Genomic DNA, 14462 nt, shown 5'->3' with positions numbered 1-14462 from the left:
GTCCATGGCTGGACCCTAGCTACCGGTAGCGCCCCACACATCGCTGGCCTTCACATAGCCGCGCTGGCCCTTGGCGTCGAAATTGCACCAGCCGCCCGAACAATCGCCCAGCCGCCCGACCACGCCGCGTTCCGCCCGGAACAGCGCCCGCGCGCCATCGCGCGGCGATTCGCGCAGCGGCGCGACTTCGGACCGGACGATCGCGGTCGGCGTATCGCTCAGCAGGCGGACATGCATCCAGCCCTGCGCGCCGTCGGGGTCTTCCACTTTGCGCCACAGGCCCAGCACCTGCACCACCTTCACCGGCAGGTCGCGGCGGCGGTAGATCCAGTTGGACGGGTAATCCAGGCTCGGCCCGACGCGCATCCGCGCTTCGTCCTGCGACAGCGACGCCCAATAGGGGACCGGCTTGCTCGGCCCGGCCAGCGCCGCGCCCGTTACCGTCAAGGCCGCGACCAAAGCGGCGCCCAGCAAAAGACGCTTCATTCCAGACCTGAACCCCATGTCGCCCATCGCCTTCCCATACGCCCTGCCGGCCCGCCCCGACAAGCGTTGATGTCGCCGGTTGCGTCGCCAGTCGCCATATCCGCTTGACCGGCGACGCGGGCAGGCATAGCGGCTTTGCCATGGCCAAGAAGCAGCGTCCCGCAAAGCCGCGCGTCATCGTCACGCGCCGCCTGCCGCCCAATGTGGAGGCGCGCATGGCCGAATTGTTCGACGCCAGCTTCAATGTCGGCGATGTCGCGATGAACCGCACCGATCTCGCCCGCGCCATGGCCCAGTGCGACGTGCTGGTGCCCTGCATCAGCGACCAGATCGACGCCGCGCTGCTGGCTGCCGCGCCGGAACGGCTGCAACTGATCGCCAGCTTCGGCAGCGGGGTCGATCATATCGACCTGCCGGCCGCGCGGGCGAAGGGGATCATCGTCACCAATACGCCCGGCGTCCTGACCGAGGACACGGCCGACATGACGATGGCGCTGATCCTGTCGGTGCCGCGCCGCCTGGCCGAAGGCGAGAAGCTGGTCCGATCGGGTGAATGGCGCGGCTGGAGCCCGTCGGGAATGCTGGGCCACCGCATCGGCGGCAAGAAGCTGGGCATCATCGGCATGGGCCGGATCGGTCGCGCCGTCGCCCGCCGCGCCCGCGCCTTCGGCCTGTCGATCGCCTATCACAACCGCCATCGCCTGCCCTTCGAAGTGGAGCAGGAGCTGGAGGCGGAATGGCATGGCGATCTGGATGGGCTGCTGAGGGCGAGCGACATAATATCGATCCATTGCCCGCTCAACGCCGACAGCCGCGGCGTGATCGACGCGCGGCGGATCGCGCTGATGCCGCCGCACGCCTATTTCATCAACACCTCGCGCGCGGAAATCACCGACGAACAGGCGCTGATCGCGGCGCTGGACGAAGGGCGGATCGCCGGCGCGGGCTTCGACGTCTACACCCATGAGCCGGCGGTCGATCCGCGGCTGCTGGCGCTGGCCAACGTCGTGCTGCTGCCGCATATGGGCTCCGCGACCTTCGAGGGCCGCGATGCGACAGGCGCGCGGGTGATTGCCAACATCCGCACCTGGGTCGATGGCCATCGACCGCCCAACCAGGTGCTGGAAGGCTGGGTCTGACGCTTAAGCCGTGGCGAGCTGGTCCTTGAGCCCGTTCACCACCAGATGGCCATGCACCACCGAGTCATGAGCGCGGCGCACGACATCCTGCGTCTCCGCGTCGATCGCCTCGTCCTTGAGCACGCGCTCAAACTCTTCGCGCAGATAATCCTCGCCACGGTCGATCGCCTGGATCACCGCCTTGTCGCCGCCGCCCAGCGCAACGAAGATGTCCTCCATCCGCCGATGCACGGTGCCGGCGACGGAGCCGAAGCCATTGGGCTTGCCGCCCAGCGCCCGGCTGCGCGCCTGTAGCAGGTCGACCGCCTTGGCGCGCTCGGCTGCCAGATCGCGGAACAGGGTCTGGAACGCGTCCGATTTCACCTTGCCGGCACTATGTTCATAGCCTTTCACGCTATCGATCAGGGTGGTGATCAGGTCGTCCAGCTTGCTGATGGCATGATTGTTCGACATCGCCTTCTCCTTTGATACGGCGGGGGAAGAACGGTCAAACGGACGCGATGGTTCATACAACTGTCTGAGAATGAACCTTAATCCTGCATTATCCATAGTTACGACCGGGCGGAACAAGCGCCCTCGCCGTCGGTTGATGCTGGCATAGACCGGATACGAAACGAAAGGACGTCCCATGCTCAAGCTGGCCATCATCTCCCTCGTCATTGCGGCCGTACTGGCCTTGCTCGGCTTCGGCGGCGCCGCTGGCGCCTTCGTCGGCATCGCCAAGATCCTGTTCTTCATCGCCCTCGCCGTATTCGTGCTGTTCCTCGTGCTCGGACTATTGGCTGGCAAGGGCATTAAGGACGCGATAGACTAAAGACCATGACACAGATTGGCGCTGGCGTGAATGAAACCGGCAGATTGCTGCGCGACGACGCCGGTTTTCTGCTTCAGCGTGATCTGGGTGGCAGCTATCGCCTCGTCCTGTTGCGCGTACCCGTCGATCATGTGGAAAAGCGGGTGCGCGTGCAGGGCTATTATGCCGGGGACGGCATCGTCGAGGCGGAGGGCGTAGCTGCGGCCTGATTACCGCGTCGCCCCCTTGCCAAAACCATTCGGACGCGCGAATAATTGCGTCCATGCGCAAGTTTCTATCCCTGATACTCACCCTCGCCGCGCCTGCTCTGGCGCAGGCGCAAACGCCCCATGACGACCTTGCAAAGGTCATGGACGACCATTGGCGCTGGTATCTCTCCACCCATCCGGTCGAGGCGACCGCGCGGGGCGTGCGCGATTATGACGATCGCATCTATGATATCTCGCTCGCGGCGCGGGATGGGCAGATCAGGGCGGAACGCGGCTTCGTCGCCCGATTGGAAGGTGTACCCGCCGAGCAACTGGATGCAGCCGATAAAGTCAATCGGGACGTACTGCTATGGATGCTGCGCGATGATATCGAAGGCGACACGCATCCCGCAGAGCGGCTGATGCTCTTCACCACCTATTATGGCTGGCATCAGGGCTTTTCCGGCATGGCGGACGGCCTGCCTTTCTACAATCGCGCCGATTATGACAGCTATCTCAAGCGTTTGGCGCTCTATCCCAGGCAGAATGGCGACGCCTTGGCCATTACGCGGCAGGCGATCAAGGGCGGCTATGTTCAGCCCTGTTCGGTGCTGCAAAATTATGCGGGCACGATCAGCGGCATCTTCGCGGGCAAGCCGGAGGAGACGCGCTTTTTCGAGCCGTTCAAGCGCGCCAGGCCGCGCGACCTGAGCGAGGCCGACTGGAGCGCGATGCAGGCGAGGGCGGTGACGGTCATCCGCGACGTCATCACGCCCGAATACCGCAAATGGCATGATCTGTTCGTGCAGGAATATCTGCCCCATTGCCGCAAGAGCGACAGCGCGTCGGCGCTGCCGGGTGGGCCGGCCTGGTATGCGGCCCGTGTGAAGGCGCATACGACGACCGATCTGACGCCGGATCAGATTCACCAGATCGGGCTGGATGAAGTAGCGCGGATCGGCAAACGGATGGACGAGATCGCGGTCAAGGCCGGCTATCCCAGCCGCGCCGCCTATATCCAGCACCTGCGGACCGATCCCAGCTATTATGCCAAGACGCCGGAAGAGTTGCTGCGCGTCGCGGCGCGGCAGGCCAAGATGATCGACGGCCTGCTGCCGCGCTATTTCGGCACGCTGCCACGTCTGCCCTATGGGCTTAAAGCCATCCCTGCGGCGGAGGCGGAAGGCACGACCACCGCTTATTACGGTCCCGGCGCGCCGGAGAGCGGCATTTCCGGCACCTATTGGGTCAATACGTCGAAGCTGGACCAGCGGCCTTTCTGGGAACTGCCTGCCCTGACCGCGCATGAGGCGGTGCCGGGCCATCACAACCAGATCGCGTTGCAGCAGGAATTACCGCTGCCGCCTTTCCGCAAATATCTCGCCGGTTTCACAGCCTATGTGGAGGGCTGGGCGCTCTACACCGAATATCTGGGCGAGGAGATGGGCCTGTACGACACGCCCGAGAAGATGATGGGACGCCTGTCCTACGAGATGTGGCGTGCGTGCCGGCTTGTGGTGGATACCGGCATCCACGCCAAGGGTTGGGACAAGGCCAGGGCGGTCGCGTTCATGAAGACCAACAGCGCCTTGTCCGACGCGAATATCGATGCAGAGGTCAATCGCTATATCAGCTGGCCGGGGCAGGCGCTGGGCTACAAGCTGGGCGAGATCAGGATTCGCGAATTGCGGGCTAAGGCGGAGGCGGCGCTGGGGCCGAAATTCGACCTGCGCCGCTTCCATGACGCGGTGCTGGCGCAGGGCGCGGTGCCGCTGACCGTGCTGGAAAGCCAGATTGACGGATGGATCGCGACGGAAAAGGCCAAAGCATAGCCATACTACTTAAGTCCATGCTTTACTCGGAGTAATTTGAAAGGCCGCAGTTTTAGGCCGATTGGCGTAGCTGGCGCCAATATTTTGCCGCGCCGCGGCGGCTTGCCAACTTGCGTCTCTTGACGTACCGGGGCCGCGTCAGCTCCCAGACCGGGCATAAAAGTCGGCAAGTGGCGCTGCGCGTCGACTCCGTGCACTTTATGACGTTGGGAACGAGATGAGCATTTACCTGGATTATCTGGCCGAAATCGACAGCCGAAAGACTCAGGGACTTGCGCCCAAGCCGATCGACGACGGCGCGCTCGTCAAAGAGATTATCGGCCTGATCCAGGATATAGGCAGCGAATATCGCGCCGACGCGCTGAAATTCTTCATCTACAACACGCTGCCCGGCACCACGAGCGCGGCGGCCGTCAAGGCGGCGTTCCTCAAGCAGATTGTCCAGGGACAGGCGATCGTCCCGGAAATCACGGTGGCGTTCGCCTTTGAACTGCTCAGCCACATGAAGGGTGGCCCCTCGATCGCCGTGCTGCTCGACATCGCGCTGGGGGATGACGCCAAGCTCGCCGTTCAGGCCGGCGAGGTGCTCAAGACCCAATTCTTCCTGTATGACGCCGACATGTTCCGCTTGCGCGACGCCTATGCGGCGGGCAACGCCGTAGCGAAGGACGTGCTGGAAAGCTACGCCAAGGCCGAATTCTTCACCAAACTCCCCGATGTCGAGGACGAGATCAAGGTCGTGACCTTCATCGCGGGCGAAGGGGATATCTCGACCGATCTTCTGTCGCCGGGCAACCAGGCGCATTCGCGGTCCGACCGTGAGTTGCACGGCCTGTGCATGATGACGCCGGAGGCGCAGCAGCAGATCGTGGCGTTGAAGGCACAGCATCCCGACAAGCGCGTGATGCTGATCGCCGAAAAGGGCACGATGGGCGTGGGGTCGTCGCGCATGTCGGGCGTCAACAATGTGGCGCTGTGGGCCGGCAAGCAGCAGAGCCCCTATGTGCCCTTCGTCAACTATGCGCCGGTCGTCGCGGGCACCAACGGCATTTCGCCGATCTTCGCGACCACGGTGGACGTGACCGGGGGCATTGGCCTCAATCTGAAGAACTGGGTCAAGATGACCGGCCCGGACGGCAAGGCGATCCTGAACAATGACGGCAATCCGGTGCTGGAAGAGGCCTTCTCGGTCGCGACCGGCACGGTGCTGAAGATCGACGTCAAGAACAAGAAGCTGACCGACGAGGCCGGCAAGGAAATGGTCGACGTCGCCGCCGCGTTCACGCCGCAGAAGATGGAATTCATGAAGGCGGGCAGCAGCTACGCCATCGTCTTCGGCAAGAAGCTCCAGACCTTTGCCGCCGAGACGCTGGGCGTCGAAGCGCCGGCGGTCTTCGCGCCGAACAAGGAAATCTCGGTCGAGGGCCAGGGCCTGACCGCGGTGGAGAAAATCTTCAACCGCAATGCCGTCGGCGTCGCGCCGGGCAAGCTGCTGCACGCCGGTTCGGACGTGCGCGTCACCGTGAACATCGTCGGTTCGCAGGACACCACAGGTCTGATGACCGCGCAGGAACTGGAAGCGATGGCGGCCACCGTCATCTCGCCGCTGGTCGACGGCGCATATCAGTCGGGCTGCCACACGGCATCGGTCTGGGACAAGAAGGCGCAGGCCAACATTCCCAAGCTGATGAGCTTCATGAACAATTTCGGCCTCATCACCGCGCGCGACCCCAAGGGCGTCTATCATGCGATGACCGACGTCATCCACAAGGTGCTGAACGACATCACCGTGGACGACTGGGCGATCATCATCGGCGGCGACAGCCATACCCGTATGTCGAAGGGCGTGGCGTTCGGCGCGGACTCCGGCACGGTGGCGCTGGCGCTGGCCACCGGCGAAGCGACCATGCCGATACCGCAGTCGGTCAAGGTCACGTTCAAGGGCAAGATGCAGCCCTATATGGATTTCCGCGACGTCGTCCACGCGACGCAGGCGCAGATGCTGCACCAGTTCGGCGGCGAGAATGTGTTCCAGGGCCGCATCATCGAAGTCCATATCGGCACACTGCTGGCCGACCAGGCCTTCACCTTCACCGACTGGACGGCCGAAATGAAGGCCAAGGCGTCGATCTGCATTTCCGAAGACGCGACTCTGATCGAGTCGCTGGAAATCGCCAAGTCGCGCATCCAGATCATGATCGACAAGGGCATGGAAAATGCGGCCTGCACCCTGAAGGGCCTGATCGCCTTGGCTGACAAGCGCATCGCCGAAATCCGCTCGGGCGAGAAGCCCGCGTTGACGCCGGACGCCAATGCGAAATATTTCGCCGAAGTCGTGGTCGATCTGGATCTGATCGACGAACCGATGATCGCCGACCCGGACGTCAACAATGCCGATGTGTCGAAGCGCTATACCCACGACACGATCCGCCCCGTCTCCTATTATGGCGGCACGAAGAAGGTCGACCTGGGCTTCATCGGGTCGTGCATGGTGCATAAAGGCGACATGAAGATCCTGGCGCAGATGTTGAAGAACATCGAAGCGACGCAGGGCAAGGTCGAGTTCAAGGCGCCGCTGGTCGTCGCCCCGCCGACCTATAATATCGTCGACGAGCTCAAGGCCGAAGGCGATTGGGACGTGCTCAAGAAATATGCCGGATTCGAATTCGACGACGTGGCGCCCAAGACCGCCGCGCGCACCGAATATGAGAATATGCTGTATCTGGAGCGTCCGGGCTGCAACCTGTGCATGGGCAATCAGGAAAAGGCCGCGAAGGGCGATACCGTCCTCGCCACTTCGACCCGCCTGTTCCAGGGCCGCGTCGTGGAAGACACCGCCAACAAGAAGGGGGAATCGCTGCTCGCCTCGACCCCGGTCGTGGTACTGTCGACCATCCTGGGCCGCACGCCGAACATGGACGAGTATAAGAGCGCTGTTACGGGCATCGACCTGACCAAGTTCGCGCCGTCCGCCGCGCACTGATCGAAGGGGGCTAAGGCCCTCCCGTGACAAGGCCGCCGCCGCATTTTCCCTTTAAGGGAAAGTGCGGCGGCGGCCTTGTCGTTTGTGGCTCATCGGAGTGGCGCAAGCTTCGATACGAGGCTTCGACTTCGCTCAGCCTCTACTCAGCATGAACGGGAAGGAGGTAGGCAAGTGATCTGCGCAAGCGACGTCAGGAAAAGCCGCCGAGCCATGTGCGATGCTGCGATGCAGCAAGGGGCAGGGGCGTGTCGCAATAAGCGCATTCCGCGACGACGCGACCGACGATCCACTGCATGCCGCCACAGTCGGGGCAGGGCGTTTTTCGGCCCTGATAATATTGCGGACTGATAGCAATAAGTGTCGATCCGGCTGGCAAAAGACATGTGTCCATGACTGTCTCCCCTTTTCTGCCGATGCAACGTTTAAAGGGGCGAAACATATCCCTACATAGGGGGCTCAGGCTGCGTCGCCATTTGACTTGACCCCTGCAAATGATATGGCGCTGCAGCATCGGGACATACCTGCTTCGACCATGGGTTGGGGCGCATCCCTGCCACCTTGCCGTGCGGTTTTTTCGTCGCCGATCGGCGAGCCTCTGGTGGAAACGCGCCATCCTCTGGCCGGGCCATGCGAGGAGACGCACATCTTATGACCGCCATCGGACAGGATACTCTGGGCACCCGCGACACGCTGAGCGTCGACGGCAAGGACATTGCCTATTATTCGCTCAAGAAAGCGGCGGCCAAGCTTGGAGATGTGTCGCGCCTCCCTTTTTCGATGAAGGTGCTGCTGGAGAATCTGCTCCGTTTCGAGGATGGGGTCACCGTCACCACCGACGACATTCAGGCGATCGTCGACTGGCAGAATGACAAGGGCAAGGCCGAGCGTGAGATTCAATATCGTCCGGCGCGGGTGCTGCTGCAGGACTTCACGGGCGTTCCCTGTGTGGTTGACCTCGCCGCGATGCGCGACGCCATGAACGCGCTGGGCGCGGATGCGAGCAAGATCAACCCGCAGGTGCCTGTCCATCTGGTCATCGACCATAGCGTCATGGTCGACGAGTTCGGCACGCCCAAGGCGTTCGAGCAGAATGTGGAAATCGAATATCAGCGCAATATGGAGCGCTACGACTTTCTGAAGTGGGGCAGCAAGAGCCTGGCCAACTTCTATGCCGTGCCGCCCGGCACCGGCATCTGCCATCAGGTCAATCTGGAGAATATCGCGCAGGCCGTATGGTCCTCGGTCGATGTCGACGGCACCACCGTCGCCTATCCCGACACCTGCGTCGGCACCGACAGCCACACCACGATGATCAACGGCCTGGGTGTGCTGGGCTGGGGCGTGGGCGGCATCGAGGCGGAAGCGGCGATGCTGGGCCAGCCCGTTTCCATGCTGATCCCCGAAGTCGTCGGCTTCAAATTCACCGGCAATCTGAGGGAAGGCGTGACCGCCACCGATCTTGTCCTGACCTGCACCCAGATGCTGCGTGCGCGCGGCGTCGTCGGTCGCTTCGTGGAATATTTCGGTCCCGGCCTTGCCACTCTGTCGCTCGCCGATCGTGCGACGCTGGCCAATATGGCGCCGGAATATGGCGCGACTTGCGGCTTCTTCGGTATCGACGACAAAACGCTGGATTATATGCGCCTGACCGGCCGCACCGACGAAAATATCGCGCTGGTCGAAGCCTATGCCAAGGAGCAGGGCTTCTGGATCGATCCGGCCATCGAACCGGTCTTCACCGACACGCTGGAATTGGACCTGTCCACGGTCGTCCCCAGCCTTGCCGGCCCCAAGCGCCCGCAGGACCGCGTCGCTCTGCCGGACGTGGATGACGTGTTCAACGCCGATCTGGTCAACACCTACAAGAAGACGCAGCAGCGCGTACCGGTCGATGGCAAGGATTTCGACATTGGCGATGGCGACGTCACCATTGCAGCCATCACCAGCTGCACCAACACGTCGAACCCCAGCGTCATGATCGCTGCCGGTCTGGTCGCCAAGAAGGCGAACGAACTGGGCCTCAAGCCCAAGCCCTGGGTCAAGACGTCGCTCGCCCCCGGTTCGCAGGTCGTAACGGACTATTTCAACAAGGCTGGCCTTCAGGAGCATCTGGACGCGATCGGCTTCAACCTCGTCGGCTATGGCTGCACCACCTGCATCGGCAATAGCGGTCCGCTGGCTGAACCGATCAGCAGGGCGATCAATGAAAACGGCCTGGTGGCCGCCGCCGTCATCTCCGGCAACCGCAACTTCGAAGGCCGCGTGTCGCCCGACGTGCGCGCCAACTTCCTCGCCAGCCCGCCGCTGGTGGTTGCCTACGCTCTCAAGGGGACGGTGATCGAGGATTTCCTGACTACGCCGATCGGTCAGGGCGCCAGCGGTCGGGATGTGTATCTCAGGGATATCTGGCCGACCAATGATGAGGTCGCATCGACCATCGCAGGCTGTATGGATCGCCCGATGTTCCAGGCGCGCTATGCCAATGTCTACAAGGGCGACGAACATTGGCAGGCGATCGACGTTACCGGCAGCGACACCTACAAATGGCGCGCCGGTTCGACCTATGTCGCCAACCCGCCCTATTTCGAAGGGCTGACCATGACTCCGGCGCCGGTCACCGACATCATCGAAGCAAAGCCGCTGGCGATCTTCGGCGATTCCATCACGACCGACCACATCTCGCCGGCCGGATCAATCAAGGCGACCTCGCCCGCGGGCAAGTGGCTGAGCGAGCATCAGGTCGCCCAGGCCGACTATAACAGCTATGGTTCGCGGCGCGGCCATCATGAGGTCATGATGCGCGGCACCTTCGCCAATATCCGCATCAAGAATCTGATGCTGGACGGCGTCGAGGGCGGCATGACCCGCTATGACGGCGACGTCATGCCGATCTATGACGCGGCGATGAAGCACAAGGCCGACGGCACCCCGCTCGTGGTCATCGGCGGCAAGGAATATGGCACCGGATCCTCGCGCGACTGGGCGGCCAAGGGCACGAACCTGCTGGGCGTCCGCTCGGTGATCGTCGAAAGCTTTGAGCGTATCCACCGTTCGAACCTGGTCGGCATGGGCGTGCTGCCGCTGCAGTTCAAGAATGGCGAGAACAAGGACTTATTCGGTTTCACCGGCGATGAAACCTTCACCATCCAGAATGTCGCGGGTTTGAAGCCCCGCCAGGACGTGGACGTGATCGTGAAGCGCGCCGACGGCTCGACCTTCACCTTCACCGCGTTGTGCCGGATCGATACCGTCAACGAACTGGAATATTTCCTGAACGGCGGCATCCTCCAATATGTGCTGCGCAAGCTGGCCGCTTGATCGGCTGATCCGCTGGAGTAAGGCAGGAGGGCTTCTCCCAGACGGGAGGAGCCCTTTTCTCTGGGGGCGGATGTGGCGCTGTTCGTGGAAATCATCGGCTGGACCGGCGCGCTGCTGGTGCTGGCCGCCTATGTCGGCGTATCGACCGGGCGACTGTCGGGCGGATCGGCGACCTTCCAGTGGCTGAATGCGGTCGGCGCCACCCTGTTCGTCCTCAACACCTGGTGGCATGGCGCCTTTCCATCGATGGTGCTCAACATAATCTGGAGCGTCGTCGGCTTCGTCACCCTATGGCGCATCGGACGCCGGAGAATGTCCCGCTCATGACCCGCTTCATCGACCTCAGCCATGCTATCGAACATGGGATGCAGACCTATAAGGGCGTCGCCGCGCCGCATATCTGCGATTATTGGACCCGCGACCAGTCGCGCGCCAACTATGCCGATGGTAGCGCCTTCCAGATGGGGCGGATCGATATGGTGTCTAACACGGGAACCTATCTGGATGCGCCCTTCCATCGGTTTGAGGAGGGCGACGACTTGTCGATACTGGCGCTGGAGCGGCTGGCGAGCCTGCCCGCGATCACCGTGCGAAGGCCGTTCGAGACGGTGGGGCTGGCGACGGACGCGGCCGATCTGGACGGGATCGACGTGGCGGGACGGGCGGTGCTGGTTCACACCGGATGGGACCGGCACTGGCGTACGCCCGCCTATTTCGAGGATCATCCCTTCCTGACGGAAGCGGCGGCGCGGCGGCTGGTGGAGCGCGGCGCGAAGCTGGTGGGCATCGACAGCCACAATATCGACGATACCCGCCCCGGCACCGGCCGCCCGGTGCATCGCGAACTGCTGGGCGCAGGCGTACTGATCTGTGAGCATATGACCAATCTCGGCGCGCTGCCGGAGGATGGCTTCGCCTTTACCGCCGTGCCGCCCAAGGTGGTGGGCATGGGGACGTTTCCGGTGCGGGCCTTTGCTTCCCTATAGTGGCAGAAAGCGGGCCATTCTTGCTTGTAGCAGGGCGATCAATTGCGGGTCCATAAACTCATAATCGTCGGGGATGTCGAGGCAGACTATCCGCGTGCCGTTCAATGCGGAACGAAAGCGCTTCTGGATCTTGTTGCGGTGGGTCTTCTCCATGACGAAGATAATGTCGGCCCACCGTAGCATTTCGTCGTCCAGCGGGGTTTCCGCATCATGGTTGGTTCCCGCGGACAGGGTTTCGATGCCGGGGTTGTCGGCGAAAATCTGCTCGGCGGTGGGACTACGAAGCCGGTTCTGGCTACAGATGAAGAGATAATGCCTTTCTCTCTGCATCATCGCCCATAACCCGTCATCGAATAAGGCCGCGCTTTCACGCCGGTGGCCCATCTCTTGTTGGGCGTAGCCTGCATGGTGAAGCGCAGTTCGCCGCCGGCCCGAATCTCCGCGTCTGTAATATAGCTGCGCTCCAGCGGCTGGCCGTTCAGCGTCACCTTGCCGATATAGCGGTTGGTGTCGGACAGGCCATCGGCCAGCACCGTGAACCGCTTGTCGCCGACCTGCATCTCCGCCCGCTCCACGAAGGGCCGTCCGATCACATATTCGTTGCTGCCCGGCGCGACCGGATAGAAGCCCAAGGCGGTGAAGACGAGCCAGGCGGACATCTGGCCGAGGTCGTCATTGCCCGCGAGGCCGTCGGGCGTTGGCTTATACTGGCTCTCGACGATCTGCCTCAGCCGCTCCTGCGTGCGCCAGGGTTGCCCTGCATAGCTGTAGAGATAGGCGACATGGTGGCTGGGTTCGTTGCCATGGATATATTGGCCGATCAGGCCGGCAATATCCTCGGCATGGCTATAGTCGATCCTGCTATTGTCATAATCGAACATGGCGTCCAGCTTCGCGACGGATTTTGCGTCGCCGCCCAGCAAACGGAACAGGCCGCCCTGATCCTGCGGCATGAACCAGCTATATTGCCAGGCATTGCCCTCCGTATAGTCGCTGCCATAGTTGATCGCGGTCGGATCGAAAGGCGTGCGGAAGCTGCCGTCGGCCTTGCGCGCGCGCAGGAAGCCGGTCTTCGCGTCGAAACTGTTGCGCCAGTTCTGAGCGCGCTTTTCGAACCGCCTCGCAGTAGCCATGTCGCCCAACTGGTGAGCAAGACGGGCGATGGTCCAGTCGTCATAGGCATATTCGACCGTTTTGGAGGCGGCTTCCGGTTCGCGGTCAATGGGCACATAACCCAGCTTCATATAGTCGTCGAGGCCGCCATAGGGGGCATAGTCGGCGCTGGCGACCATAGCTTTGAGCGCGGTGGCGCAGTCGATCCCTTTGATCCCTTTCAGACACGCATCGGCGATTACCGGCACGGCGTGATAGCCGATCATCGTCCAGGTTTCCTTCCCGGCGAATTGCCAGACGGGGAGGATGCTGAACGGACTGGTCTGCTGGCTGGCGATCAACGAGTTCACGAAATCGGCATTTCTCGCTTCGGGCTGGACCAGCGTGAGCAGCGGATGTTCGGCGCGGAACGTGTCCCATAGCGAGAAGGTGGAATGCATGGTGAAGCCGGATGCGGCGTGAACCTGATCGTCCGGTCCGCGCCAACGGCCGTCGGCATCACCCCAGACGCTGGGCGCCATCAGGCTGTGATAGAGGGCGGTATAGACATTGCGGCGCATCGGTGCGGGGGCATCGATCTTCACCACGCCCAGTGCATCGGCCCAGACGGCGCGCGTACTGGCCCGGATCGCGTCGAAATCGCCTGGCTCGCTGGCGAGGTTGGCGATCGCGCCATCCTCGTCCACGCCCGATAGCGCGACCTTCACTTCCAGCGGCTTGGCCAGCGCGCCGAAGTCGAGTTGCGCCACCAAGGCGCGGCCGGAGAGGGAATCGAGCGTTTCCGGGCCGCGGCCCGGCCCCTTGAAGCCCTTATAGAGGATATCCTTTTCTGTGGTGACGAACTGATGGCCGGTCAGCGGCGCGGAGAAGCGGATGGCGAAGAAGATACGGCGTGGCGTCGCCCAGCCGCGCACCTCGCGCGATCCGGTGATCGTGCCGTCGGGGTGGATACGGATGGAGGACCAGAGAATCTTGCCGGGATAATCATAGATGATGGAGCGCAGATCGAGCACCAGATGCGCGGCCTTGCCCGACGGGAAGGCGTAGCGGTGGATGCCGACGCGGGTGCCGGCCGTCATTTCCGCGCGGACGCCCGGATCGCTCAGGGTGACGGCATAATAGCCGGGAGAGGCGACTTCGTCCGCCTTTCGCGAACGATAGCCGGGCCTGTCGGGCGTCCCTGCCTCCAGCGGCACCGTTTCGCCCGCGACCGGCATCACCAGGACATCGCCCAGGTCGCTATGCCCAGCGCCGGAGAAATGGGTGTGGGAAAAGCCGAGGATCGTCGGGTCTTCATGGCGGTAGCCCGCCGCCCAATTATAGGTTTGCCGCGCCGGCCCGACATGGGTGTCGGGCGAGAGCTGGACCATGCCGAAAGGGGCGACCGCACCGGGGAAGCTATGGCCTTCGCCCGACGTGCCGATGAAGGGATCGACCGCGTCAACGGGCGAAGGCGCGGGCGGCTGCGCAGTCTGGGCCGGAAGGGCGGACCCGGCGAACAGGCTGGCGAGAAGGAGCGGGCGGGCGAGGCGGGGCAGGATCATATTGGAGTTAAATCACGGCTGCTCCGTGCGGCCAAGCCGATAGCCGCAATTTTCGCTGC

12 protein-coding genes are annotated in these 14462 nt (G+C 62.9%); 8 read left to right on the top strand and 4 right to left on the bottom strand.

Annotated elements, in window-relative coordinates; translation table 11 throughout:
- Positions 1-15 precede the first annotated feature (15 nt).
- Entirely contained in the window at positions 16-486 is a 471-nt protein-coding gene (locus ABT375_RS06405) for an SH3 domain-containing protein (RefSeq protein ID WP_390902421.1), read from the bottom strand.
- Positions 487-626: 140 nt separating this feature from the next.
- Between ABT375_RS06405 and ABT375_RS06400 the strand changes: the two genes are divergently transcribed.
- Positions 627-1625 carry a 2-hydroxyacid dehydrogenase gene (locus tag ABT375_RS06400; protein ID WP_261936619.1) on the top strand — a complete coding sequence of 333 codons (999 nt, stop codon included), beginning with the start codon at positions 627-629 and terminating at the stop codon, positions 1623-1625.
- Positions 1626-1628: 3 nt separating this feature from the next.
- Here the strand turns inward: ABT375_RS06400 and ABT375_RS06395 are convergent, their stop codons facing one another.
- Positions 1629-2078, bottom strand: coding sequence for a ferritin-like domain-containing protein (locus ABT375_RS06395; RefSeq protein WP_261936620.1), 450 nt, complete (start codon positions 2076-2078; stop codon positions 1629-1631).
- A 175-nt stretch (positions 2079-2253) separates the two neighbouring features.
- Between ABT375_RS06395 and ABT375_RS06390 the strand changes: the two genes are divergently transcribed.
- From ABT375_RS06390 to ABT375_RS06360, 7 genes are all read left to right on the top strand, one after another.
- Positions 2254-2439 carry a DUF1328 domain-containing protein gene (locus ABT375_RS06390; RefSeq protein ID WP_261936621.1) on the top strand — a complete coding sequence of 62 codons (186 nt, stop codon included), beginning with the start codon at positions 2254-2256 and terminating at the stop codon, positions 2437-2439.
- Between the two features lie 5 nt (positions 2440-2444).
- Positions 2445-2648: a DUF5818 domain-containing protein gene (locus ABT375_RS06385; protein ID WP_416464507.1), complete on the top strand. Its 204-nt coding sequence runs from the start codon at positions 2445-2447 to the stop codon at positions 2646-2648.
- A gap of 53 nt (positions 2649-2701) precedes the next feature.
- Positions 2702-4459 carry a DUF885 domain-containing protein gene (locus ABT375_RS06380; RefSeq protein ID WP_416464506.1) on the top strand — a complete coding sequence of 586 codons (1758 nt, stop codon included), beginning with the start codon at positions 2702-2704 and terminating at the stop codon, positions 4457-4459.
- Between the two features lie 217 nt (positions 4460-4676).
- On the top strand, positions 4677-7442 hold the full coding sequence (locus ABT375_RS06375) for a bifunctional aconitate hydratase 2/2-methylisocitrate dehydratase (RefSeq protein WP_416464505.1): 2766 nt from the start codon (positions 4677-4679) through the stop codon (positions 7440-7442).
- Positions 7443-8090: 648 nt separating this feature from the next.
- Entirely contained in the window at positions 8091-10760 is a 2670-nt protein-coding gene (acnA, locus tag ABT375_RS06370) for an aconitate hydratase AcnA (RefSeq protein WP_224551274.1), read from the top strand.
- Positions 10761-10832: 72 nt separating this feature from the next.
- Positions 10833-11087, top strand: a complete 255-nt coding sequence (locus tag ABT375_RS06365) for a CBU_0592 family membrane protein (RefSeq protein ID WP_224551275.1) — start codon at positions 10833-10835, stop codon at positions 11085-11087.
- Complete coding sequence (locus tag ABT375_RS06360) at positions 11084-11746, top strand: cyclase family protein (RefSeq protein ID WP_416464504.1); 663 nt, start codon at positions 11084-11086, stop codon at positions 11744-11746. Before ABT375_RS06365 ends, ABT375_RS06360 begins: the two co-directional genes overlap by 4 nt.
- On the opposite strand, the gene ABT375_RS06355 is transcribed toward ABT375_RS06360, so the two are convergent.
- Entirely contained in the window at positions 11741-12079 is a 339-nt protein-coding gene (locus tag ABT375_RS06355; protein WP_416464503.1) for a low molecular weight protein tyrosine phosphatase family protein, read from the bottom strand. The two genes, ABT375_RS06360 and ABT375_RS06355, sit on opposite strands and share 6 nt — an antisense overlap.
- Complete coding sequence (locus ABT375_RS06350) at positions 12076-14403, bottom strand: GH92 family glycosyl hydrolase (RefSeq protein WP_416464502.1); 2328 nt, start codon at positions 14401-14403, stop codon at positions 12076-12078. Before ABT375_RS06350 ends, ABT375_RS06355 begins: the two co-directional genes overlap by 4 nt.
- Positions 14404-14462 lie beyond the last annotated feature (59 nt).

It is taken from the genome of Sphingomonas sp. VDB2 (genome assembly GCF_047946695.1).
In the GTDB taxonomy this organism is placed as follows: domain Bacteria; phylum Pseudomonadota; class Alphaproteobacteria; order Sphingomonadales; family Sphingomonadaceae; genus Sphingobium; species Sphingobium bisphenolicum.
The sequence above is the reverse complement of the archived record's forward strand: the minus strand, read 5'-3'. Positions and strand labels throughout refer to the sequence as shown.